General features: G+C 46.1%; 20 protein-coding genes and 2 pseudogenes. 13 read left to right on the top strand and 9 right to left on the bottom strand.

What is annotated here, in order from left to right:
• The 4 genes and pseudogenes from NDI33_RS24750 to NDI33_RS24735 form a co-directional block, all read left to right on the top strand.
• Positions 1 to 100 (top strand): annotated as a pseudogene (locus NDI33_RS24750) (IS982 family transposase); the annotation flags it as partial.
• 65 nt (positions 101 to 165) lie between these two features.
• Positions 166 to 381 (top strand): type I restriction enzyme endonuclease domain-containing protein, encoded by a 216-nt coding sequence (locus tag NDI33_RS24745; RefSeq protein WP_199302264.1) that lies wholly within the window; start codon positions 166 to 168, stop codon positions 379 to 381.
• 309 nt (positions 382 to 690) lie between these two features.
• The gene (locus NDI33_RS24740; RefSeq protein WP_190672023.1) at positions 691 to 981 is read left to right on the top strand and encodes a hypothetical protein; all 291 of its coding nucleotides are present in this window, start codon (positions 691 to 693) and stop codon (positions 979 to 981) included.
• Between the two features lie 450 nt (positions 982 to 1,431).
• A complete protein-coding gene (locus NDI33_RS24735; RefSeq protein ID WP_190672020.1) occupies positions 1,432 to 4,497 on the top strand; it encodes a DUF5906 domain-containing protein in 3,066 nt (1,021 codons plus the stop codon).
• Positions 4,498 to 4,714: 217 nt separating this feature from the next.
• On the opposite strand, the gene NDI33_RS24730 is transcribed toward NDI33_RS24735, so the two are convergent.
• From NDI33_RS24730 to NDI33_RS24705, 6 genes and pseudogenes are all read right to left on the bottom strand, one after another.
• The gene (locus NDI33_RS24730; protein ID WP_190672017.1) at positions 4,715 to 6,424 is read right to left on the bottom strand and encodes a site-specific integrase; all 1,710 of its coding nucleotides are present in this window, start codon (positions 6,422 to 6,424) and stop codon (positions 4,715 to 4,717) included.
• A 964-nt stretch (positions 6,425 to 7,388) separates the two neighbouring features.
• Positions 7,389 to 7,859, bottom strand: a complete 471-nt coding sequence (locus NDI33_RS24725) for a nucleoside 2-deoxyribosyltransferase domain-containing protein (RefSeq protein WP_190672014.1) — start codon at positions 7,857 to 7,859, stop codon at positions 7,389 to 7,391.
• 774 nt (positions 7,860 to 8,633) lie between these two features.
• Positions 8,634 to 9,731: a hypothetical protein gene (locus NDI33_RS24720; protein WP_190672012.1), complete on the bottom strand. Its 1,098-nt coding sequence runs from the start codon at positions 9,729 to 9,731 to the stop codon at positions 8,634 to 8,636.
• A gap of 247 nt (positions 9,732 to 9,978) precedes the next feature.
• Entirely contained in the window at positions 9,979 to 10,251 is a 273-nt protein-coding gene (locus tag NDI33_RS24715; protein WP_190672009.1) for a helix-turn-helix domain-containing protein, read from the bottom strand.
• 204 nt (positions 10,252 to 10,455) lie between these two features.
• Positions 10,456 to 13,713: a COR domain-containing protein gene (locus tag NDI33_RS24710; RefSeq protein ID WP_190672007.1), complete on the bottom strand. Its 3,258-nt coding sequence runs from the start codon at positions 13,711 to 13,713 to the stop codon at positions 10,456 to 10,458.
• Between the two features lie 207 nt (positions 13,714 to 13,920).
• A pseudogene (locus NDI33_RS24705) lies at positions 13,921 to 14,046 on the bottom strand (Precorrin-3B methylase); the annotation flags it as partial.
• Positions 14,047 to 14,490: 444 nt separating this feature from the next.
• Here NDI33_RS24705 and NDI33_RS24700 point away from each other — a divergent pair.
• The 5 genes from NDI33_RS24700 (at position 14,491) to NDI33_RS24680 (ending at position 17,815) form a co-directional block, all read left to right on the top strand.
• Positions 14,491 to 14,760 (top strand): hypothetical protein, encoded by a 270-nt coding sequence (locus tag NDI33_RS24700; RefSeq protein WP_190672005.1) that lies wholly within the window; start codon positions 14,491 to 14,493, stop codon positions 14,758 to 14,760.
• Positions 14,761 to 14,798: 38 nt separating this feature from the next.
• Positions 14,799 to 16,157, top strand: coding sequence for a hypothetical protein (locus NDI33_RS24695; protein WP_190672003.1), 1,359 nt, complete (start codon positions 14,799 to 14,801; stop codon positions 16,155 to 16,157).
• Between the two features lie 30 nt (positions 16,158 to 16,187).
• Positions 16,188 to 16,724, top strand: a complete 537-nt coding sequence (locus tag NDI33_RS24690) for a nicotinate-nucleotide adenylyltransferase (protein ID WP_190672001.1) — start codon at positions 16,188 to 16,190, stop codon at positions 16,722 to 16,724.
• 18 nt (positions 16,725 to 16,742) lie between these two features.
• On the top strand, positions 16,743 to 17,306 hold the full coding sequence (dcd, locus tag NDI33_RS24685) for a dCTP deaminase (protein WP_190672000.1): 564 nt from the start codon (positions 16,743 to 16,745) through the stop codon (positions 17,304 to 17,306).
• 269 nt (positions 17,307 to 17,575) lie between these two features.
• Complete coding sequence (locus tag NDI33_RS24680; protein ID WP_199302263.1) at positions 17,576 to 17,815, top strand: recombinase family protein; 240 nt, start codon at positions 17,576 to 17,578, stop codon at positions 17,813 to 17,815.
• A gap of 137 nt (positions 17,816 to 17,952) precedes the next feature.
• Here NDI33_RS24680 and NDI33_RS24675 read toward each other — a convergent pair whose 3' ends face one another.
• On the bottom strand, positions 17,953 to 18,075 hold the full coding sequence (locus NDI33_RS24675; RefSeq protein WP_277878742.1) for a hypothetical protein: 123 nt from the start codon (positions 18,073 to 18,075) through the stop codon (positions 17,953 to 17,955).
• Positions 18,076 to 18,125: 50 nt separating this feature from the next.
• Between NDI33_RS24675 and NDI33_RS24670 the strand changes: the two genes are divergently transcribed.
• Positions 18,126 to 19,100, top strand: a complete 975-nt coding sequence (locus tag NDI33_RS24670; protein WP_190671998.1) for a tyrosine-type recombinase/integrase — start codon at positions 18,126 to 18,128, stop codon at positions 19,098 to 19,100.
• 63 nt (positions 19,101 to 19,163) lie between these two features.
• On the opposite strand, the gene NDI33_RS24665 is transcribed toward NDI33_RS24670, so the two are convergent.
• Complete coding sequence (locus NDI33_RS24665) at positions 19,164 to 19,499, bottom strand: element excision factor XisI family protein (protein WP_190671996.1); 336 nt, start codon at positions 19,497 to 19,499, stop codon at positions 19,164 to 19,166.
• Positions 19,484 to 19,903 carry a XisH family protein gene (locus tag NDI33_RS24660; RefSeq protein ID WP_190671993.1) on the bottom strand — a complete coding sequence of 140 codons (420 nt, stop codon included), beginning with the start codon at positions 19,901 to 19,903 and terminating at the stop codon, positions 19,484 to 19,486. The genes NDI33_RS24665 and NDI33_RS24660 overlap by 16 nt, the downstream gene beginning before the upstream one ends.
• Before the next feature lie 322 nt (positions 19,904 to 20,225).
• Between NDI33_RS24660 and NDI33_RS24655 the strand changes: the two genes are divergently transcribed.
• From NDI33_RS24655 to NDI33_RS24645, 3 genes are all read left to right on the top strand, one after another.
• Positions 20,226 to 20,948, top strand: a complete 723-nt coding sequence (locus NDI33_RS24655; protein WP_190671990.1) for a ParA family protein — start codon at positions 20,226 to 20,228, stop codon at positions 20,946 to 20,948.
• Positions 20,935 to 21,384 carry a hypothetical protein gene (locus tag NDI33_RS24650; RefSeq protein WP_190671987.1) on the top strand — a complete coding sequence of 150 codons (450 nt, stop codon included), beginning with the start codon at positions 20,935 to 20,937 and terminating at the stop codon, positions 21,382 to 21,384. Before NDI33_RS24655 ends, NDI33_RS24650 begins: the two co-directional genes overlap by 14 nt.
• Positions 21,385 to 21,656: 272 nt before the next feature.
• A complete protein-coding gene (locus tag NDI33_RS24645; RefSeq protein ID WP_242032974.1) occupies positions 21,657 to 23,966 on the top strand; it encodes a CHAT domain-containing protein in 2,310 nt (769 codons plus the stop codon).
• Position 23,967 lies beyond the last annotated feature (1 nt).

The following is a 23,967-nucleotide window of genomic DNA, read 5'->3' as shown; positions in this document are numbered from 1 at the left end:
TCCTGTCAACTTTGCCGTCAATTTGATAGCCGGCTTAATTGCCTACTGCCACCAGCCCAAGAAGCCCTCCCTGATCAACGATGCTGCCTTGCCTGCTTAACCCGAACTCACGTTTTTTTACCGAGTTGGTGGAGTTTGCCCAGTCACTCAAGGTTGAGGATAAACGTGCGCTCGCTCTCGAATCTGGAAGAAGAACTTGCGATCGCTGAGCTGCTAACGAAACCGGACATTAACTTAACCGAGAAAGGGAAGCTGGAAGTTAAGAAGGTGGCTCTTGAACTGTTGTCAACCCTCAAGCCAGGAAAACTGGTGCTGGATTGGCGTAGACGGCAGCAATCGAAGGCAGCAGTGAAAGTCGCGATCGAGGAGATTTTAGATTAACTACCCGAAAGCTATCTAACTGAGGTGTACCAGCGCCAGTGCGAAGAAGTCTATCAGCACGTCTCCGAGTCTTACTCAGGGGCAGGCCACAGTATTTACACTACTAGCGCTTCAGAAGAGCGATCGCACTTGTTAAATTAAGGCTACTACCTGTGCCTCTAGCACAATCACTTATCTTTGTATTTACTGCAAACAATTGACCCCATGACACTGATTGCTGTTGAAAGTAGGGGCAATATTACTTGCAGCCGCTTTAAGTGTCTTCTGCGCCATCTCGCATCTATGGCTGTTAAAATAACGTAAATTAAGATGTTGCAACAACATGCTGCTTTGTTATTTATGCAGCGAAGTTGTTTGTTAGCACAGAGTTGTACAACGTGTGCAGAGAATTTAGGATTATGTGATTTCTTGACAACTAGAAGGAAAGATCCAAAATACGCGCAAGTAACTAGCCATATTCCAAAGGGGTTAGCAAAGCGCTTGAAAATTTACTGCACTGAAGAAGAGATCGCTATTACAGAAGCAGTAGAAATTGCTATTAAAGAATTTTTAGAGAAAAGACAACCATCCCCTTCCGCTCCCAGCGCTGATGAGGGATGATGGAGAGCAGTCGCACTAAGATTTCTGACCCAAGAAAAATTAGGCGGCTTCGCTCATTGGAAAATTTTGCAGTGCATCATGTACTACCGTTGTACTAAATCTATGCTTCAATAGATTTCCAGTGGGTAGATTTTCAAGAAAAAATAAACCCAAAAAATAAGCAAAAAAAAGGAAGCAAGTTATCCAGAAAGAACCTAGTCCATAAGATGACTAAAAGTACTACCGAGAATAACTCACAACCAAGATTAATAAATTTGAATACATTCATCCTACCCTGACTCCCGGTAATTGTCGATGAATGTAAATAGCATCGGTTCCGATCCATCCATTGAACCTGACGAGGAGTAGCCTTGGGAAAAGAGTGACCTCCGGTGCTGCCGGAAATCTTCATATGGATTAAAAATTGTGGGTAACTGCCTCCTTCGCAACAAAAAAAGGAAGGTATATCCTGTGGAAAAATCAGTAGCCGTTCAGTCTGTTGACGAAAGCAATCAAGCGATCGCGATTGACCAGCAGCAAGCTTCAGCCACCTCATCTCCTCAAGCCCCTAAATTAAAGAGTTTCAATATCGGAAATTTCCTGGATCGCCTCAAGCCAGGGAAGGGAAAGAATAACTATCTCTGTCCGGTATGCGAGAAAAAGTTAAGCATCAACCCAGACACGGGGGCTTATAGCTGTTGGGTCACTAGGTGTGACTCGAAAGCTATTCGAGAAGCGATCGCGTCTTTGGATCACAAGAAAGGCGATCGCTTTCCACGTATTATCCCCGCTCCAGAAAAGAAGAAAAAGAAGATTATCCCAGCTCCTATCCCACAGGGTGAGCTGAACCTTATTAGACTCTCCGCACCGGCAACGGATTCACCTCAACCATCTACACGGTTGGATAATAAGCACGGTGAGGTATCCGAAATTATTTATAAGTATTCAGAAGATCAGTGGGCGGTTCGCACTCAGTGGAAGGATGTTAACAAACCCAAAGGTTATTCCAAGATTTTTCGCGTATGGCACCGAAACGAGGAAGGAGAAGCGATTTGTAAAAAAGGCAATCGCCCTTGGATGCCGTACCGCCTGGATGAAGCTTTGGACGCGGCTAAAGTTACGCCTAATGTTTCCGCCCTGTTATTCCAAGAAGGAGAATCCTGCGTAGAAGCATTAAGAGCCATCGGGCTAGCTTCAATCACCCTTCAGGGCAGCGCTTGGAACAATGCTGGCTTGGAAAGCATGGTGCAAGCGGTTAAACCTCATATAGGCTGCTTGGTTTTTCTGAAAGATAACGATGAAACAGGTGCTAAAAAAGCTCTGGAACTTTCAGACGTTTGCGCCAAAGCTGGACTACCGTTTCTAATTATCGATCCACTTAGCATCCATCCAGAGCTACCCTCAAAGGGAGATGCTGTTGACATTTTAGGAGCAATGGAACCAGAGGAATTTATTCGGCGGCTAGAACAAGAAATCCACCTAGCCGTAGAGAAGCGGCATCCTCAGCCGGTAGAACCGCAGGTAGATGAATGGGCTTCATCAGATTCTTCCTTAAGCCCTACATCAGACGATCCTTTATTGGATTCAATGAGCGATAGCTCATTAAATCTGACCCCGAATGAGGAAGTTACCCAGCAAGTTCTGAATTTTTTCTATCAAGACAAACCTTGGATTTGTCTAAATGGAACATTGCACGAGTGGAACGAAACTCATTATGAGCCGCGCCATGACGTGTCTGAATTACGCCGAATTTCTGACTTCTGCAATGCTTATGTAATTAAAACCAAAAATGGAGATAAGTACCCCTACGCCAATGCAGCCAAAGTTAAAGCTGTTCTGGAGTGGGTCAAGATTCGCTTAGGAGTCGATCCGTCTCTGGTTAACCCCCCTGGATTGAACTGCACCAATGGGGTTTTGGAGATTCGCTGGGAAGGGGCAACTCCCAAATGGGAATTGATTCCTCACGAGCCGGCGAAATATTACACTTACCCACCATTAGCGACTTACGATCCAAACGCCGATCCTCAACACTGCGATCGCTTACTCGCCGTTTTAGATGAACCGCAGCGGGAGATTTTCTTGAGAACAATTGCTGCGTCTCTCGACTTACAAACAGTCCGCAAGTATAAGGGGCGGTTGGTTAGGGGCTTGTTACTCAAAGGGCATGGATCGAACGGAAAAGATGCTGCCAAAGAAGTTACGGCGGCAATGTATGGATATCAAGGTATCTCCAGTGCTACCGTCTCGGACTTCGCAGCATACGATTCAGGACGCAAATTTCCGATAGCCCAAACCGAAAAAGCTCTGATCAATTGGAGTTCCGAAAATGCCAATTTCGCTAAACTCGACAAGGTTCAGAGCTTGAAGGCTTTCATCACTGGCGACACCCTTTCTGCTGAAAGGAAGGGAAGAGATGAGCGGGAATTTGCCCCAAGGGCGGTCGCGTTATTCAACTGCAACGATACCCCCAACCTACAAGGAAGTTTGGAGGCAATCACTGGGCGCTATGGGGTGCTGACATTCAATAAAACTTTCAAAATCAATGCCGACCCTAGCAAAGGAGAGCTGGAAGCAGATCCACGATTTAAGTACGATCGAGAATTTTTGCAGAAAGAGGTTCTCCCTGCCTTCTTGAATAAAGTCCTATCTGCATTGATTGATCTGATGCGTGACGGCATCGACTACAGCTGCACGCGGAAGGCGCTCGAAGACATCCAAGCAGAAAACTCTCACCTGTTCCAGTTCTGCCAGGACACGGGATTGGACTACGACCCAGAGGGAACCTTGAAAGCCGGTGAAATTTGGGAACGGCTCAAACATTGGTATGAAGAAAACGGGACGCTAACTTACAGCGACTCTAAAAAGCCTATTTGGACTGACCAGGCGAAGAAGGGCGATAGAAATGTAAAAGGAATGAATCAAGTCCTGGCACGTTTTCACGAACTCTTCCCGAAAGCAAAGAGAGTCACGGTGGGGAAAGGCAATATCGGTCTCAAAGGGATTAGCTTTTCTAAAATCTCGTCCGAAGGTGAGGCAGTTAAGGCAGATGGTGAGGCAATGGTGAGGCAGATGGTGAGGCTAGAACCCTTGCCAGATAACGATGGTGAGGCAGTCGAGGCAGTTTCTTTACCTCTAGAAAAAATTGATGAAATGCAAAATGGAATTTCTTTGCAACGCAATGAAATTTTCGATCCAGGTGGTGATCAACCTCAAAAATTGCCTCGACTGCCTCACCCACCTGACCCAGTAAGCGATACAGCCTCACCCACTGCCTCACCTACTGCCTCATCCACTACCTCAACTGCCTCACCCGCTGTTGAAAAACAAAATTTCGAGCGTTTTTCCACGGTAGCGCTGGCTAAACCTTTCTTCGTCGCTTATGAATGGCACGGTTATATTGAAGACTTTCGTAACAACGGAAAAGAGGCGCTAGTAAGGTGGGAGGAACGTGCGGGTAAACCGGGCAGTCAAACTGACTGGTATGAGCTTTCAGAACTAAGGCTGATTGAATGGGATGGGGGTACTGAGATGGACTAAGGAGCGTTATCTTCTCTGAAATTTAATTGCTTGTACCAATTGGTACTGACAAATAGTTCTCGCACTCTCAGAAATTGGATTGCGATCGCTCCTCATTCTTCCTTTTGGTGATAATGGCTCTTTCCGTAACCAGAAGCGATCGCGTTCGCTGCTGGATCGAAAGAAAAACCTGTTACAGAGCCAAACTCTCAATTAAGAATTGGCTCTGGGTTCTCGATTAGGGCTTTTTGACAGATAGCGGCGGCGGTGGCGGCAAACTACCTGTTGGTAAAGACTGCAATGCGATGAGGGCTGGAGCTACTTTTTGCTGAGGAGTACGACGATCGTAAACCTGGCGCTGCATCTTTTGAGAATGAGCCATTAACTCAGCTAAAGCTGCCAGTACCTGATCCGATGTCCCAGAAAGTTTCAGATAAGTGACAACCGAATCCCTGACCATGTGGGGAGTAAAAGCCTGACCCGTCAACCGATAAACTCGTTTACGGACATAGTTGTACAAAGCACCTTCAGAGATGGGTTTCCCATTGGGCTGGGAGAAAACATAGTTATGTGTTGGTTTGAAGACCTTCCGCCATTGAGACAACCACGCCTCAAGCAATGGATAAACTTCAGATGGCAGCTCGACAATTCGTTTGTGACCATTCTTGCAGTAAGTGTCACCCGTCTTAAAGTCAGCAGCCGTATGTTCAATGAACCATTTCCCATCTCGATCCATTAAAGTTCTTCCCACCTCCAACTCCCGGATCGTGCGTCCGCGATCGGGGAAAACACTCAGCAGCAGAAAAATTAAAGCCATTTGATGATTTCGAGCCAGAACCATCTGGGAACGTTTCTTCCCATAGTTATCGCGAGGCGCACATTCAGCTAACAACTGCTCCACACAAGCCTTGAAAGTGGGCCAGTCAATCCACTTTTTCGACTCATCAGATTTACGGGGTGTCGTCTTAACCCGCGCCATAATGTCGCACTCCAAGCGGCGGAGTTCCTCAATAATTGGAATATCTCTGTATCCAACCCGTTTATTAGAGACCAGATGGCGAGACTGGCATTTAGACTCCTTGTGATAGAGAAACTTAGCGACCGCAACAATACTTTCCACAACTTTTAACTCAGTATTTGGTGATGCCTCCCTCGTCTCGCGTAACCATCGCAGGTGTTCGTCAATTAAGTCCATCATTTCATCGATAGCATTTTCATCTCGATGACCGTCAGACATCAAGCCGCTAGAAGCAACGAGCAGTTTAAGGCTTAGCGCTTCCAGGGGTACGTTCTTGTAGTGATGAAGCCAACCCAACAATCTTTTCGCTGAATTCACATGACCCAGAGCGCTACGCTTGCGTAAGGGACCATATTGGCGTTTGCGATTGCCAACCGGATCGATTTGAAACCTTAAAAGCTTGTCGAAAGAAGCTTGTAATTCTGGAAAAATATCCGAGAGCTTTAAGCCATAAGAAAAATTTGGAGAACTAGGGGTTAGCTTTTTATCAGTGACTCGAACATTGTCGCTGACTCGACCTTTTTGAAGTCGAATGGAGGAACAACAGTCACCACCATTCTTTTTAATAGCAAGTTTCCACCAAGCCTGTTGATAACACCAGTCCACCATTTTTTCGAGATGCAATCGATAAGTACGAGCGCTAGGGACATTGCCCAAACTGGCAAAAACTTCTGATTGGTACTTAAGAGCTTGATTCAATTCAGAAATGGGAATTTGTTTCATAAATTCCAGGCCAGCATTGACATCAGCTTGGGTAAGCTTTTTGCGGTGCGGTAGGATAAATCCCAATTTGGGTATGGTGTAACGAATGACAGCAGTTTGAACCGGCGCTGCCACATATGGGCGATCCGGATAGGTCGATTTAAGGTCATTGGTATAAAGATGATAAACATCTGCCCAAGTTTCTGGTCGGTTAGTTGAAAAAATCATTTTGCTCCTTGAAGGGGATTTATTTATGACACCATACCATGCATTTCATGGCACCGAATTTACCCAAAATACCTCTATCTTTTTAGCAGCAAAAAAGCCTAAAAAGCGCCTCAAGTATTCGGTTGAAGCTATTGAATGCTTGTCCAGCGGGATAAATATTTGTTGATAATATTTATCACGGTATTTTTGGCTAAATTACTAACAGTTTGATAGAATTTTGTTTAGCCAAAAAAGAAAAAAGGGCGGCTCTATACAGAGTCGCCCTTTTTGGGATTAGATATTTAATTAGTGCTATTATAGAGTCTAACCTTTGACCCAGAAAACTGTCAAGGCTTCGGTGGGTGGGGAGGATAGTTTATGTATTAGAGTGAAGCATTAGCTATGAAGTTGACTTTAAGACTACATAATTCCCACTAAACTAGCTTTGTAGAGAGCATTGTGCCAGTTTCATAAATATGTAGCCCGGTCAGTTTACTCTGGCATCGCTTGGATTTTTACCAAAACTTTTATCAATTCTGGGTGAATGATTCTTCCACCATTGACTCAAAAACTTTTAGATACTGCCACCGGCTCCTTGATGGAAGAAACAATGACAGCTTTTAGCTTGAGTGCTAAACCTTTTAAGTATCTATTGCCTTAGCGAACAACTGGGCTAATCCACTCGCTGGAGTTCGATCCACGATCTAAACGTCACCGTTACTCGCGATCGCTCACACACTATCATCGATCCAACCACACGTAGAGTAATTCCCATGTGTTGGAGGCGGGATGACTTTAACAAGGGAGCTGTGCAACTAACTCCAAACCATGAAGCTACAAGTACTGCCATAACCATTGCGAGGGCAGGCTAACAGCAAGGTTCATCGACACCGCGCAGCGGAATTGAGGAACACCGAAGAGCATAGCTGCGCCGCATCCAGTACAGCTGTTAGTTAGCCCACGTCGTTGAAAGCGGCACACAATTTCATCGGTTATTTGAGTGTAATACACGCATGACGGCTGCGTTTAAGGTATCCTCGATCGACGTACACGGTGCTTCACCCGTGAATTTCTGATAGAGCCAATCGAGATACCGATTTTTGGGAGCGGAGTTAGGTCTGCCATAGACGCATCTACCAGAGCCGATGTAGCGACCGAACTCGACGTTGGTCGTGAAGCCCGGTAGTGAGACCAAATCGCGGGGTATCCAGAACACGATAACCGTCGCCGCTTCCAGGCAGGCGAACTCCCAATCGACCTGGTCAATGTAGTCGAATGAACTAGTCCAGTCGTGACGCTCTGGGATCAGAACCGTGCCAGGAAAGCCGACTTCTTGCAAGATATGAAGCGCCTGTATTCGCCAAGAAGCGACCTGAGCCGTCCGTGGAGTGGGGCCAGCAAGGAAGATGCTTGGCGGAGCGAAAATCGGCTTTTGGTCAGAATACACAGCTTTCATTGCTCATCTCACAAGCTGAGGTCTTGGGCGTAGCGGGCTAACGACGAAGTTCGCTGACCCAGCGCGTCGCATTGCACGAAGCCCAGCATATATGTGCGTCGGCTTTAGTGCAACCGCTAGTTAGGTTGCTGTGGCTACAACACGGAGAGCGATTTTTTCGGGGGAGATAGAGCAGGCGACGCGGTAAGTTAGCGAAGATGTCTGATTCATCCGAACCAACCTGTCATCTACCAGCTCAAAGTAGCTACTGCCAAAGCTAGAGGTCGCAATAGAAGAAGAGGTAAGACGCGATCGCGTGCGCCAAGTGGTTTGAGAACTCTGGAATTTTTCAAAGAACTAATTTCAGGAAATCTCAATCTGGTGCGCCAGATTGAGAAAAAATTGAGAACTTTAAATTCTTGAAGAACTCTACAGATACCCTTTTCTGGCACTTTGGGAAAATTTGATGAACTTATCCGGTTACAACCCACAAAAAATCAAGCTTTCACCCCAGTTTGACAGAGCAGGGTTAGACTGCTATTTGTAAGCGATCGCGCGATTGCGTTCGGCATCTTGTACCGGCAAGCATATTGGGTACTACTACACTTTAACCATTGTGCTGGCATGGTTGCTGAGCGAGCGCATGCAATCGGACAGAGAATGAATGGCAGCGGCTCCCTACAGATATCTCCGCGACTGGAGAGTTGCTGTAATCAAAAACTCCATTGAGCTGAGTAGACCCCCCGGCAACCGGCACTGAAGGCAGGTCAGATGAGATAGTTCGCAAAACACTAATTACTCCTGGGCGACCACTTTAGGTTTTGGCTTGGGCTTTGGAGCGGAGGTAGTTCTACGGGGAGGGAGGACAGCATCGTTATGGGAACGCGCCTCATCGTGCCCTAGAGCTTTTGAAGCCGCTAGCCTTGTCTTGGCAACCTCAAGCTTATCCTTCTTACCCGCTTTGAGGTAGTTAGGAGGCTCAGAACTAGGAATAGCTAAAAGGGAAACAAATTCAAAAGTATTTCGTTCGCTGTTGAACCGAGCCTTAATCTGAACAAAGAAAGCTTTACCCTGAGCTTCTTTCTCCAGCTTAGGGTTGAAGCGGAATGGAGGCACAGGGGCATCTCGCCAGAGGACAGGAATGTGAGAAGCCTTCATGAAATTCACTTTTAGTTCAGCTTGTGCCGATTTAATGAACTCAAGGCGTTGCTGATTGAAGTTCTTAAACACGGAAATGCATGGGATTCGGCAAACGGGAATGAACTGCCATAAACCGCAGATTCTGAACTCCAAATCTTGCAGGTCACTGGAAATACCCGTCCCAGAAGCTTGGTGCCCCACAAAACCCACCAGCTGGAACCCGACCGAGTAGGGCTGTTTCCCGCCAGGATAGTGAGTGATTTTGGGATAGACAATTAACTTCTGCTGTCGTATTCCAGTTGTCTCAATCTCTTTTTTGAGCGCCGCCAATGCCCGCTTGTGGGAGCTGGAATAATAGAGTGGATAGGTTTTTTTCCCGACACTCACAAAAGTTTTTTCCTCATCAATTGTGACATTTCCAGTGAGAATGCCCACCGCCTGGAAGAGAGCTGGCGGCTCCTCATGAGAAGAGTCAGGGGAATCGTTTTGTTCCGGAGCTGGTTCCGAAATTGGGAGAGAGTCGAAAGTGACAGGAACTGATGAGGTGTCAAGGGAAGGCTCTGAGGATGAGAAGTCAATAGTCCTCGCCTCTACTGGCACAGGGGTTGATGCGGCATCATCAACAGGGTTTTCAATCTTATCCGCAGCCCGTTGTACATCCTCTGGCTCTACTTTTTGAGGAGACGCCTGAACCGGAAGAATATTTAATTCATCGGTAGGAGCTATCTTCTTGTGTAGACGTTTTTTGGTCATATTCACTCAGATGAAACTTGCAGCTGTCGTAGAGAGCGTAACTCAGAACCCCGCAACGGATGAATCGAACTCACACTCGGCTACACATACCCTGTTGCTTTCTTCAATTTAGGACATCTTCATCGGAAACTGGTATCAGCCTTCATCGTGACTGTTGTAGCCGATATCTCTATCCCTTCAAGCCGATCTACAAGAACGGGCGATCGCATAAAATTTGAAAGATACATTGCGATCGCGTTATTAAAGTTTATTTTCGATTCGGCAGTGCTTGTTGTGACTCTCGCACAATTCTGATCACGGTGTTTTTTGAAAGCCCCAGTTCCTCGGCTACTTTCCGGTAGGAGATTCCTTGCCGTATTAGCTCCAACACCTTTGATTCTTTCTCTCGGACACCAGTGCGATCGCCGGTCGAGAAATGTAGGTATGACGATGTAGACACGGGTCGGACACCAGTGCGATCGATCGCCAGTTGAGAAATGTATGTATGACGACTTGAAGGAACATCCTCTCTCAACTCCAATCGAAGGCTCTGGTAGAGACAGTTAATCTAGGCAGAGTTTTTTGTCACGAAGAAGCACGCCCTTATCCAGTGAGGGTCACAGCCGTTCTATTTTCGTAACGCTCGTGACCCGTGACCAGATAGTGACTAATTTCAATCGGTGATCGCTCACGTTGTTTCTACTGAATAATTGCCCTATTTTAGGTTGAGGGGCAAGCTCCCAGTCTAATACTCATTTACAAACTGGGGATGTACCCACAAAAACTCGCGCCGCTTGTTTTGCACTTTTTCCAGTCCGCCAAAACTAGGATCTTTCTCTTTCAAGAGGGCATGGATTTCTCTCAACATTGCACCTTGCGCTCGAATCGCTTCACCATGTTCTAAATCGGGAGTATTGGTTTTAGATTGCCAAGCAGCCGCAAGCTCGCTGCCTTTCATCGCAGATTCCAGACTTTTTTGCCCCAACTCGATTTGTTCCTCAAAACCTTTGTAGGTGGTGTTGTCCAGTATCAGTTTTGTGGCAGAAGCAGCCACTGGCAATATCAATCCCAAGGTGAAAGACATGGTTTTGAGCAGAGGCACTGCTTTGACAAACCACTCACGGGGCAAATCCAACTCATAGACTCCCTGTTTGCTTCCGGTTGGATTTAAAGCGGGTAGCGGCAGGCGAGAATGTTCGCACCAGAGAGTGATTTGAAATTTAGCGCTGAGCCATTTGGGGCGATCGAAAAACCTTGGGTCGATTGGCTTAAAGCTAAACAATCGCGGGCCATCTTTGGCTTCATCGGTGAGCATTTGCATCAGTACCGCAAATCGTTCATCGGCTTGGCTCAAGATGCGGCGATCATTCTCATCCAGTTTCTGAAATCGCTGGTGTTCTCGGCTATCTAAGGTGCGTATATCCCTGAAAATATTGTCCAATTTATCTTTAACATCTCTAAATTCCTCAACAACTATCTTCTCAACTGGAGCCTGTCGTGAGGTTGGAGCATTTCGCATCAACTCATCAATGTCTAGCCATTGATTACAGCCAGAAATCATGCAGGGAAACTTGGGCATACCCTGGCGTTTGCTTTCAATGAGTTTTTGGACTTCAAACAGTCCGGTTCCTGGCTGCTTCCTTCCACAGGGTTCAATACACGGCACCATCACCTCACACCGCAGACCTTCCCAAAAGTGTTCGACTAGCCATTTCACTTCTTTCGTCAGTTCGTAGAGAAAGAATTCAGGATAAGCCGCTCTTACGGTAATTTTGACCTCGGTGCTAGTCTGTTCCAACAATGCCCGACCGTTGTAGTCATTGTCGAGCATTAAGCCTCGTTGCCAGTGGACACTGTTTTCGTAGCTAGCACGTCCCAAAGAGTATTTGTGTAGGCGAACGATGAGTTGATAAAACAATCCTTCAGCATTGGCAAGCTGTCCGCGCTCATCTACGATGCGGCAGATTTGCACCTGCTGTCTGTCTCCGGTTTCCGGTTGTTCGCCCCAACCGGGTAATTGCGCTGGGCGATTATCGGGAACGAGTTGAGCAATCAGGCTGGTGGTGCTGGGTTGAGTTGGGTCAAGCACGACCCTGTAGGACAAATCGAAGCGTTCCATTAGCCGCACAAATACGGGATGGAGGGCTTTGGGATAGCCTTCTTCACCTGCAAAAGGGGGATGGCTCCACAACTGGCTGAGATGGTCAAACTCTACTAAACCATTGCGGCAGCGGGTAGTTTCATCATCCAGAACGAAACTGATGGCTTTAGCTAACCAGTCGGGTTTGAGGATAACAATATCGCGCAGAGTGGGGTCGTAATGGTAATGAATCAAATATCCCAGCGTGTGAGAAACCCGGACAAACAGTTCGGTCGCAAATCCTTTCAAACCTTGTTTCTCACAGATCGCAATGACCTCGTTGTAAGGTAAATGGGTCTTGCCTGATGCTTCCAAGATTTCCCGGATGTCTTGCCATTTGGTGGGAACGGTCCGACCCATGCCGGGTAAAGTGGCGGCAATATTAGCAATCGCCTCTTTCAATTCTGCAATTCCGGTACAGCACTGGATCTCCACATTGGGTTTGCTATCGATATGAAAAAAACCAACAATGGTATCGCTGCCAAACAGATCAATCAGTTCTTGGCGGTCAATATCTGGCCTGCGCTGTCCGGGGCCGCCGTGGGTTGCTACCACCAACATTTTGGCATCCGGTTCCCGATGCTTAATCAAGGTTATCCATTCTTTGACAAAGCCCTGCTGCGGACCCTCTCGTGGCTTCCACACCACCAGATACACCGCAGGCGCACTAAAAAATAATTGGTGTGTAGGTCGATAAACCCTTTGTCCGCCAAAATCCCAACCATTTAGCGTAATTTTTGTGCTGTTATTTGGAGCTGTGACAATTACAGGCTTAATCTCAATCCCGTGGGTTGAGAGGCGACCGTCCACCCATTCATCTCCCCGTAACGCTCCTAACAAACAGCTCTTACCCACCTCTCCCTCACCCACCAAAATTAGCTTGGCTTCGTTTAACGTCTCTTCTCCTTCTGCCTTTGCCCACAGGTATTGCATGACCGCTTCCATCCCTTGTTCATAGGCAGCAGCGAGGTCGGGGTTAAGAGGATTACCGGCGAGTTCAATCTGTTCTAAGTGAAGAAGTCGTCCCAGAGAGATTGGTAGGTCAACCAAATGGTTTTCTCTCAAAATCAGCTTCTTCAATTCAGCTAGTTCATCCAGCCAAATTGGTAAAGATTGCAATTCACATCCTGAGATATAAAGTTCTTCTAATAGCTTTAATGAACGGATGCTACTAGGAAATTCAATTAGAGGACTACCTACGTCGTAGCCTAAAAAGAGCTTCCTTAAGTTTAAGAGTTCCCCAATCGACTGAGGTAAATCAGTAAACTTATTTGCATCAACACGCAAATACTTTAACAATCGAAGTTTTCCAATCGATGTTGGCAGTTCTGTCAATTCGTTGGAGCAGAGGTCAAGCTTCTGCAACTGGGTGAGAGCTGCGATCTCCTCTGGCAGTTCCGTCAATTCGTTGTCAGAGAGGTCAAGCTCCTGCAACTGGGTGAGAGCTGCGATCGCCTCTGGCAGTTCCGTTAATTGGTTATACGAAAGGTTAAGCTCCTGCAACTGGGTGAGAGCTGCGATCGCCTCTGGCAGTTCCGTTAATTCATTGTCACAGAGGTCAAGCTTTTGCAACTGGGTGAGAGCTGCGATTGCCTCTGGCAGTTCCGTCAATTGGTTATACGAGAGGTCAAGCTCCTGCAACTGGGTGAGAGCTGCGATCGCCTCTGGCAGTTCCGTCAATTGGTTTTTTGGCTGCTCCCAAGGAAGGCTACCCAGATCGAGTTTTTGTAGATTGGTAAGTTGACCAATTGACTCTGGCATCTTAGTCAGTTCCAGGTTGCGGAGATTGAGTTCCGTTGCTCCCTCTTGCCGTGCTGTTTCGATGTGCTGTTCGGCTTCCCGGTATGCCTCATCTCGTGCCATCGCCTACTCCTGTTTGTTCACTCAATCTTCTACAGACTCAGTTATAACTTCAATCTCTGCTGAACTTTCCCCACTTATAACGGTTATCTCCGGAGCGATCGCACATCAAGACGATGAGGGGAAAAGCCACGGATGAATGAGAAACACTGATAGAAATTTAGATGGCTTTACGGGTGATCGCACTTTCCTGACAACTCAAGGAAAACACTATTTCGACTTTTGCAGCATTCGGTGTGTGCCAAAGTCTTTTTCACTGCGGTAGCGAAGCCACATCCACGACTGCTGCGGAATCTGGTCTTTTTGTTCTTTCGTTAGAGTGTTGTAAAGCGCTAGAACACATCACGTTCTCTGCTCAATTGAGAATTAGTATTGGCATAAAAACAGAGCGCTAGCAAAAGTAATCAAGGCTGCTGGCCTGGATGAGCTGTAAATAAATATCGTCAAGCTTAATGTAGATGCAGTATATCAATAAGTTAGATTTAAATCTACTCAAACAAAAGCATTTTGAAGTATATGCAAAGCGTGATCGCATTCTAATACAAGCGATCGCTAATGGTACTTTTCATCTATAAAACTACCCTAAAAGAATTGTTGAAACGTTCGCCTATTCTTCCTCTTCTACCACCTGTTCAATAAATTTTTGAATTAAAGGCCTAAGGATGTGATCGCCTTGTTGATGCAATATTTCTTTATTTACCATTTTCGGACAATCTTGGGCCTCTGGTCTGTGGAAGTTTCCCCAGAAACTAGACACCAGAGGAAGTAGCGATCGCTATCTTGCAAGCTTTTCCACAATTCCCGGAAGTACTCGCTGCCGCGAGTGAGGTGAATAATATCTACAGCAGCGCGATCACAGATGTTGAGGAAAGTCTCTCCTACTATGCCTCGCTTCCACCACTTCGCTTAGTCGCTCAAATTCATCCAGATAGAGGAGAAAAGCTTGCTAGGAGCAGTGCGTTATCTGCTAGTGTTCAGCGTGGAATCATCGAGAACCTATGGTGGAGCAGTGCGAAGTTAGCAATCAAGCAATCAGAGTTGATTAAGTAGGTTATAAAGGAGAAGACTAGGCGAAAAATCAACTGACAATGCCTGAACAAGAAAAGTCTCATATCCCAAAACCCCACTATCTCGCTTCCCTCGATCCGTGGATTCCATCTAGCTATAAAGATGTTGAGTGGCTTCTCAAGTTAGGCTTATTAACCTCAAGTCGTCTAGCAATATCAGATAACCAAGCTATTAACAATAAAACGTTCCAGAAACTACTTCAACGTCCTGACTTATTAAGCTTTTTATTAACTCCAGAAAATGATGGATTCTCGCCTATAGCAATCTCTTTGCGTGAAAGTGCTAGTAGTTTTGACGAGGTGCTATGTGAACTTATCATAAATCGCGAGAAGCCTGCAAGACTATCTTGGTTAAATGTTGATCAACAACAACGCATAGACTACCTATACTCTAAGGGAAAAACAAGTTCGCTTGGCCCTCTATTTGATATCGGTGGTCAAGATTTTATACAACACATTGCCAATTTGAATCATTTCTTATCAATTAAGAATTCCGCAATAATTCCCTGGAAAGGGCTTCAAGGCACTTATCTCAACTTTGCTAAAGGAGCCATTAGCCAGTTTATTCATGGCATCAGTGCTGAAAATTTAGAAGACAAAGAGTTGATATTGAATTTGTGTCAGAGGATGCTGGAATCTATCGAATCTAAAGGGGAGGTAAATCGTTCTAATCTCTATAGGCTTCTTACAGCTTCTCCCTTGGCTTCTGAAGTCAAGAAGACCTTGGAATTGAAGTTATTGACTGAGCCGTATCATAAAAATTTTGCTCATACAAGTAATTTTCATATGATTACAGGATCAGAATATAGAAAAAGTTTTTCAGGTAATCTATTCCCTGAAATAGCATCTAGGCTAAAAGAGATAAAGGTGGAAGACATTATTGAAATCGATATGTTTCCTGTTCTTTTAGAGCAGATTCCATATACCAGAATTCAAAAAATTCGCAGCAGTCCTACTTTCAAATCTCTAACCAAGAGAATTCCAGAAACTGCGGAAGAAAAACGGGTATATATTCTGAGGGATTTACTAAATCTTCTATATGCTGAATTATCTTGTGAACCAAAGGGAGTAAGTAAATTAGGCAAAATAAGAATTAAGACCGTTTCTACACCAAAAGCTCTTAAAGAGCAGCTTGCAGAGGCTGGTATTTCTTTTGCTGACTTACTTAGTTCAGTTAATAAAGCCACTGGCTTTTTAGCAGGTGAAATTGCAGGTGAGACAATTGGGCTATTCGGTGTGGGGGGACTTGTAGGAACTGCTGTTGGAACAGTTATTGAACAAGTTACAGAGCGAGCGTTCCTAGAACCTAGTAGAAAAAATGAGTTTAGGCAAATTGTAAATCTATTATCCACTGATACAAATGCTTTGACTGGACATTGAATAAGACACAAAAGCTTTAGAGGTGTTACAATGGCACACTTAGGAATGATACATGGAAGATTCCAACCTTTTCACAAAGAGCATCTTCAATATCTCTTGAGTGCTTTAGAGCGATGTGAACACTGTGTAGTTGGCATCACAAACCCTGAACCTTCTGAGTTTAACGAGGAAGTAACTAGCGGACATCGGCATCTACCAGCGTCAAATCCCTATACCTATTTTCAACGCGCTGAGATGATCAGGAGGAGCCTGATAGCAGAAAGAATTGAGATTAATAAAATCTCTTTTGTTCCCTTTCATATTTTTGATACTTCAAAATGGTATTTTTATCTTCCAAAACCAAATTCTACAGTTCAGTATGTAAGGCTTTTCTCTAGCTGGGAACGCAAAAAGGTTGGTCTTTTTTATGCTTACGGCTTTCAAGTAGAAATTTTGGACGAAGGAGCAGTCAAGAATATTGAAGCAACTCAAGTACGCCAACTTATGGAAGTTGGTGGGGATTGGAAAAAGCTTGTTCCTGATGGAACTATTCAAGTAATAGAGATGATAAAAAATGGGCTGCTTTAGGTTAGAGATGGAGACACTATGATACTTTCAGACGTAGAAATCATTGAAGGAATTGAAAAAGGAGAAATTTATATCTCTCCTTTTGAAAGAAAGCTGATTCGTCCATCTAGTATTTGCTTGAGGCTTGGCAGAGAGTATTTAACTCTGAGTTCTAATAAGACGATTGATATCAGCGATGTCTCTACATATCCTACATATACCCTAGCTTCTTCATTGGAAAATGATGGAATAATCATACCTCCCAAAAAATTGATATTGATTAATACACTAGAAGAAATATCTTTGTCGAGAAAAATAAGCGCATTTATCTCCAACTTATCTGGTTTAGCACGCCTTGGGTTACAAGTGGTCTTATCCGACTTTATTAGTGCTGGATTTGGTGAAAGCGGAGCTTCAACCTTAACGCTAGAAGTGTATAACTTCCTTGAAGTCCCTATCAAAATTTATCCAAACATGAGGATTTGTCATTTGATTTTTGCAAGACTTTACTCTCAATCTACAAAGTCATATGACAGCCAAATTGGAACTTACTCAAATCAGAAGTCTCCTTCTGGCTCTAAGTTTTTCATTGATTTTGAATAATTAATATGTTTATCCATATTCATTTTTTTGTCTTGTAAACGACCGTTTATGAGATAAAATTCTCAACTGGACACAGTCCAGCTCAACTCCAGCCCCAGCGCGTCCCATTACCCGTCTTTTGATCTATGTCTCATCGGACAATTAATAGATAAGTCACAAGACATTTTTAATGAAAATTGGATACTGTCCGATGAGTTTCAATGAGCAAACTTTCATGCATGAGGCTTTGAAAAAAAGCTGGGTACGAAAAGATTTTTGGTCATACTGTTTTGGGAGCCACAGAATCAAGACCGGGACTTAACAAGTATCTTGAACATCTCTGGAACAGGGATAGCTTGCTTGTATGGCGACTTGACCGGCTGGGTAGAAGCCTTAAGTATTTGCTGACATTGATCGAAGACTTCAATGCCTCTGGCATCGGATTTGTCAGCCTGACCGAAAGCATCGACACCGCTACCAGTGGTGGTAAGTTGGTCTTCAGCATCTTCGGCGCGATCGCTCTCATTTGAAAGACAAATTATTCGAGAAAGAAGCAATGCCGGATTAGGCGCTGCCAGAGCTAGAGGTCGGAAGGGAGGACGTAAGGCGCGATCGCATCCGCCAAGTGGTTCGACAACTCTGGAACTCTCTAAGGAACTAACCAACCTCAGAGAATTTCAATCTGGTGCGCCAGATTGAGAAAGTCCAGCCGTTCCGTTTGGTGGTTTACTGTGGCAATGTTTTGCGTCAGGGGAGTGATGTCCCTCGTTTGGGCTTCTGCTACAGCCATCCAGTTTAACAGTACTATTTAGAAGAGCAGTTCTAAATACTGGCAATGCCTTGGTTACTCGACACCGGGATAAAAGTCCGGAAAACCTAAAGTTATCGGAACCCGTACCTCTCAACCGTCACCCAGCAGCGGTCTACCTTTCCAATTTGGCACAAGGGTCTAGACCGACAATGAAACAGACCTTGGATGCGATCACCTCTGTGTTGACCTCTGGCGAATGCGACCATTTGAGCCTGGACTGGGCAAAAATCAGGTATCACCATACCTCCAGCGTGCGGTCAGTTTTAATGCAACGGTACGCGCCCGCAACAGCGAATAAAATGTTGTCCGCTCTTAAGCGGGTTCTCAAGGAAGCTTACCGTCTGGATTTGCTCGGTGCCGACGATTACACAAAAGCTGTAGATTTACCTCGAATCAGTGAGTCCAGAAAACTCAAGGGGAGAGCGTTAAAACCCGGTGAAATATCAGCCCTAATGCAAACTTGCATGAATTCTGATGCACCCATTGATGTCAGGGATGCGGCGCTGATTGCCATCTTGCGGGGAACCGGAATCCGACGAGCAGAACTGTGTCACTTGAATCTTGAGGATTTTGACCCAAATAGCGGTGCTTTGCAAGTTCGTCAAGGGAAGGGTCAAAAAGACCGAATTGTTTACTTACCCGAAGAGGCGATCGCGATTGTAGAGCGGTGGATTGCCGTGAGGGGTCGTCAACCGGGTCCACTCCTACTGCCCATCCGCAGCAGTGGGAGGTTGCAGTGGAGGCAGATTACGCCGGATGCCGTACTCAAAATTGTGCAGCGTCGGGGTCAGATGGCAGGGATAGAGTCCTTCTCCCCCCACGATTTTCGCCGCACGTTCTGTTCGGACCTCCTTGATGCTGGAGTGGATATTGCCACCGTGCAAAAACTCGCTGGTCATGCATCGCCAGTTACCACGGCTAAGTACGATCGACGGGGAGAGGAGACAAAACGCGCTGCTGTGCAAAAGCTGTCTTTCAACCACCCTTCTCCCCACAAATCTTGATAATTTACGTTCACCCACATACCCTACTTCAAAGAAGCTTTCCAAGCTCGAAATCGAGGGACTTTACACAGTCTGATACACTCCCTGTCTACCGCTGTTGTTAGGAGAGGAGCTAGTCACGATATGCTCTGCTTTTATACCCGCTGCAATCAGCGCCAGGCTTAAACCTTCCTCGAAATTATCCTCTTCAATCACGACTTGATTATCGACTAAACGAGCATGAAACAGAATCGTGTCGATCCAGCGCTGCTTATCCCAGCCTGTAGCCAGAACTAGAAAGTGACCAGAATCAACATCGCAGACGGGGTAAAGCTGGATCGCCTGTAAACGGGGTTGGGCGCGAGTTGCCTCTTGCAGAGTTTTTTTGAGGATGTCTGCATAGCTTAGTGAGTTATCCATTGGAGAATCACCTCTTGACTCGGTTCGTAAACTAATAAGTTGATTTTATTTCGTTGGACGGCTAACTGAAAAATCGGTTTTTGAAAGTGCTTAATGTAGATCGCTTGGCTCACGGCTAAAAACAACTGACGCTCCGGTTCTTGTTCTTCCAATGCCCATTGGTAAAGCTGAAGCTGTCCCATCGTTTTTTCGAGTTCGCTGATGACTGAGGGCGAATCGAAGTCTTTGATCTCAACGGCGATTTTCTGCCCTTCTTTTTGGGCAGTGAAAAACTTTTCGGCTCCTAAGTCGGCTTTCAACAGTGTCTGCTCTAACACTAAGACTAAAGGATCATCCGTAATTGTCCACCCGTCTTTTTCGAGGGTGCGACGCAGGGAGAAATGTAAATTATCGCGTCTAGACATTCGACCTTCGAGATTTTAGGTGTAGTTGGATACTTGGCTTTCTTTCACTTCATCTTCTGGCAAATAGCACGTCAATATGAATAACTGACGTTCTCTTAAAGGATTGCCAACGCTCTCGCCTACTAGACACCAGCCCAAAGTGAGTCCATTTAACGGTATGGCGTAGTACCTCCACTGGATTCAGCTAGTTGAGCAATTTTCATGAATAAGGATTCTGTAATCATTAAATATGAATCTTTAGTCTAGAATAATTAATCATGATTAGTTATTATAAGATTCCTGAATGTTGGCTATGCTAAACCTGTGAAGGGTGAATTTTAAAATGTTTACAATCGCGATCGCGTCCCAGAAAGGGGGCGTTGGGAAAACCTGTACCTGTGTCAACTTGGGTTCGGGGTTACAACAGCAAAAAATCAAAGTAGTGCTGGTAGATATGGATGCCCAAGGCTCCGCCACCTATGCTTTGGGATTAGCGCCTGGAAAACAACCGGGGTTTGACCGTTGGTTGGAAGGGGAAGATATAGTACGCACCGATACGGCTGTACCTTTAGTTCCTGGTGGAACGGATACGGCTTATGTCAAGTGGGACTCTCCAGAGATTTTACGCAAAGCCATCAGCAAACTAGATTGTGACTTAGTGCTGCTGGATTGTCCTCCCTCCCTCGTCCCTGCTACAGTTGCCGCACTCGTGGTAGCGGATAGAGTTCTCGTGCCGGTGCTGGCAGACCCCTTGGTGTTGGTAGGTTTGGCTCAAGTGCTAGACACTTTAAAAGAGGTCAATCCAGACGTACCCGTTGATGTTTTGCGTAGCCGATACAAACCAGCGTTGAACATGACAGCGGAAGCAGACTCGGTGCTTGTCAGTGACAACCGATTTAATCTACTGCGAATCTGCATTCCGGAAAACGTTGCGATCGCGGAATCTGCTGGACACGGGCAGTCGATATTTGAATATGCACCTAACAGTAAAGGAGCAAGTGCATTTAAAGCGTTAGCTGGTGAAGCCATCAAGGAATGGGGGTTGAAAAAACGTGGCAGAAAGTAAAAAACGCATGGGGCAGCGCAATCCACTGCAACTGTTCAACGACTCCCAAAAAGAGTCCATTATTCCCGAACCATCCGACGAAGCCCCTCAAGAAGATTCAGGAATCAAAAAAAGTGATTCAGGAATCAAGATTCATGAATCTGGAAAAATTAATCAGGAATCGGGAATCAGGAATCAAAATTCTGGAAAAGCTGATCGAGAATCAGAAGATACCAAGGCAACTCCCCTCTATCCCTTATCGGCGAGGATACCAGAGCCATTGAACGATGCCTTGGATGATGCTGTGAAACAGACCCGCCGATCTATGGGGCGTAAGATTCGGAAGGAAGTATTAGTGTCGCTAGCAATAGAGGCTATGTTGCAACGTGTCGAGGTCGCTGGGGGGTGGAGAGAACTCGCATCAGAGGAGGAGCTGCGGGAGTTGTTGGGGTTGTAGGCAGAATGAGTGACCTAGCTTCCGCAGCAACCTATCCCACACTTCTCTAGAACTTTTTGACAAACCTGGTTAAGAGGATATGTATCCAACCGGGCATTCGACTGAAATCTGGTTATTGGGACTCATGGCAGCAGCCTTCAGCAGAACAGTCAGTTCCAGAAAAAAGGGAAAGTAGTAGCTCAAAGTGCAGTGTTTTGAAATCAATTAAAATGCTCAGATCAACGGTTATTACAAATTTCTGGCTTGGTGTTTTGGTGTTGTTAATCGGAGGCATGCCTGTCAAGGCAAGTTCTTCTGCTGATGCGACGAATGCAGCGCTCATCCGCGCCCAAACCTTAAATAGCCAGGGTACACGTCAACTGGAAACTGGACAGGCTGAAACGGCTCTAGAAACTTGGAAACAGGCAGAAGCTGCCTATACAGCAGCAGGGGATGAAACGGGCAAGCTGGGTAGTCAACTGAATCAGGTGCAAGCTCTGCAAACGCTTGGACAATATCGCCGTGCAAAAAGCTTTTTGGAACAAATCACTACTCGATTGCACCCTCTACCAGATTCTCTACTGAAAGCCAGTAGCTTGCGAAGTTTGGGAATCGCCCTATTGCGTGTAGGCGATTTGCAAGAGAGCTACAGGGTTTTACAGTCAAGTTTGCAGATTTCTCAACGCTTGAATGGAGATACAAGCAGTACGCTACTGGCTTTGGGCAATGTAGTAAGAGTGCGACAGGATGATCCAAACGCGATCGCATCTGCAAACACCAACGCGATCGCGTTCTATCAACAAGCTGCTGCCGTTGCACCAGATAATTTGATCCGGCTTCAGGCACAGTTGAATCTATTCAGCCTTTTAGTCGGAAGCAATCAAACTCCACAGGCATTACCCTTATTCCCTGAAATTCAATCCCTGTTGGCAGAGCTATTGCCAAGTCGGGCTACGGTTTATGCTCAGGTGAATCTAGCAGAAAGCTTGATGAAATTAGGGGACAGGGAATCGGGAGTGAGGAGCGGGAACAACAACGTCCTGCTCCCTACTCCCTCTGTCGTCGCGCAACTGCTTGCCAACGCGATTCAACAAGCAAGAAGCCTGAACGATCCCAGAGCAGAAGCTTACGCATTAGGGCAACTCGGACATCTCTACGAAACATCGCGCCAATGGGCAGAGGCTCAACGTTTGACACAACAGGCACTACAAATAGCCCAATCGATTCAGGCGGATGACATAGCGGTTTCCTGGCAGTGGCAATTGGGGCGGATTCTGAAGCAGCAAGGACGGACTTCAGAGGCAATTGTTTCCTATAACCAGGCTGTTGAAACCCTCTCCGTGTTACGAGGCGATTTAGTGGCGATCAACCCGGAAGCTCAGTTTTCCTTTCGAGAACAAGTAGAACCTATCTATCGCCAACTCGTGCAACTGCTGTTAGAGAACAATCCAACACAGGCAGACTTGCAACGGGCGCGATCTGTGATTGAAGCACTCCAGTTAGCCGAACTGAATAATTTCTTTCGAGAAGCTTGTCTGGATGCGAAACCTCAACAAATCGATCGGGTTGATACCAATGCAGCGGTAATTTACTCGATTATTTTGCCCGATCGCCTTGCGGTTATTCTCTCACTGCCTAACCAGCCTCTACGCTATCACTTCACAGAGCTAGCTCAAAATTCCGATGGCAGGGTAGGTGAAAGGAGTAGCGGCAGTGAAGTTGATCGAGTGTTTGACGATCTTTTTACCACACTCTATCCATTCATTACCAGTGACACGCCATTGCGTCCGCATCAACAGCTATACAACTGGCTAATCCGTCCGGTAGAAGCAGATTTAGCTAAAAGCCAGGTCAAAACGTTGGTGTTTGTTCTGGATGGAGTTTTGCGGGGAGTTCCGCTAGCGGCACTGCACGATGGTCAGCAGTATTTAATTGAAAAATATAGTCTGGCGGTAACACCGGGATTGCAACTCTTACCGCCCCAATCGCTGACTCCAGAACAACTCGGAACGCTGGCAGGTGGATTGTCACAAGCGCGTCAGGGGTTCTCAGCCCTGCCTGGTGTTGATCGAGAAATACAGCAGGTTTCTACCCTTGTACCAACTATCGCCCTGCTGAATCAGGATTTTACGCAAACGCAACTGGCAGAGCAACTGAAGTCTGCCCCATTCCCGATTGTGCATCTTGCCACCCACGGGCAATTCTCTTCACGGGCAGAAAACACTTTTCTGCTCACCTGGGACGGGCGAATTCAGGTGAATGCCCTTGACCAACTGCTGGAGGCACGCGATCGCCAAAATCGTCGTCCCATCGAAATCCTGATCTTGAGTGCTTGTCAAACGGCAACGGGAGATAAACGTGCAGCACTGGGGCTGGCAGGAGTGGCAGTGCGTTCGGGCGCACGCAGTACGATCGCCACTCTCTGGTCGGTGCAAGACAACTCAACCGCAGAACTCATCACCCACTTCTACGCTGCCCTGAAACAACCTGGTATCACTCGCGCAGAAGCACTACGACAAGCGCAACTATCCTTGCTGCGATCGCCTGACTATCAGCATCCCTACTACTGGGCACCGTTTGTCTTAGTTGGCAACTGGCGTTAGA

Origin of the sequence: Trichocoleus sp. DQ-A1 (genome assembly GCF_039961955.1) — a bacterium.
Classification (GTDB): Bacteria; Cyanobacteriota; Cyanobacteriia; order Cyanobacteriales; family FACHB-T130; genus FACHB-T130.
This window is presented reverse-complemented; position numbering and strand designations above follow the sequence as displayed.

What these genes read in the sequence shown, in the direction of transcription:
- NDI33_RS24730 (WP_190672017.1), bottom strand. Translation starts at nt 6,424, where the DNA reads ATGATTTTTTCAACTAACCGACCAGAAACTTGGGCAGATGTTTATCAT.
- NDI33_RS24710 (WP_190672007.1), bottom strand. Translation starts at nt 13,713, where the DNA reads ATGGCACGAGATGAGGCATACCGGGAAGCCGAACAGCACATCGAAACA.
- NDI33_RS24690 (WP_190672001.1), top strand. Translation starts at nt 16,188, where the DNA reads ATGGCACACTTAGGAATGATACATGGAAGATTCCAACCTTTTCACAAA.
- NDI33_RS24675 (WP_277878742.1), bottom strand. Translation starts at nt 18,075, where the DNA reads ATGGCTGTAGCAGAAGCCCAAACGAGGGACATCACTCCCCTGACGCAA.
- NDI33_RS24720 (WP_190672012.1), bottom strand. Translation starts at nt 9,731, where the DNA reads ATGACCAAAAAACGTCTACACAAGAAGATAGCTCCTACCGATGAATTA.
- NDI33_RS24660 (WP_190671993.1), bottom strand. Translation starts at nt 19,903, where the DNA reads ATGTCTAGACGCGATAATTTACATTTCTCCCTGCGTCGCACCCTCGAA.
- NDI33_RS24665 (WP_190671996.1), bottom strand. Translation starts at nt 19,499, where the DNA reads ATGGATAACTCACTAAGCTATGCAGACATCCTCAAAAAAACTCTGCAA.
- dcd (WP_190672000.1), top strand. Translation starts at nt 16,743, where the DNA reads ATGATACTTTCAGACGTAGAAATCATTGAAGGAATTGAAAAAGGAGAA.
- NDI33_RS24645 (WP_242032974.1), top strand. Translation starts at nt 21,657, where the DNA reads ATGCCTGTCAAGGCAAGTTCTTCTGCTGATGCGACGAATGCAGCGCTC.
- NDI33_RS24725 (WP_190672014.1), bottom strand. Translation starts at nt 7,859, where the DNA reads ATGAAAGCTGTGTATTCTGACCAAAAGCCGATTTTCGCTCCGCCAAGC.
- NDI33_RS24695 (WP_190672003.1), top strand. Translation starts at nt 14,799, where the DNA reads ATGCCTGAACAAGAAAAGTCTCATATCCCAAAACCCCACTATCTCGCT.
- NDI33_RS24655 (WP_190671990.1), top strand. Translation starts at nt 20,226, where the DNA reads ATGTTTACAATCGCGATCGCGTCCCAGAAAGGGGGCGTTGGGAAAACC.
- NDI33_RS24740 (WP_190672023.1), top strand. Translation starts at nt 691, where the DNA reads ATGTTGCAACAACATGCTGCTTTGTTATTTATGCAGCGAAGTTGTTTG.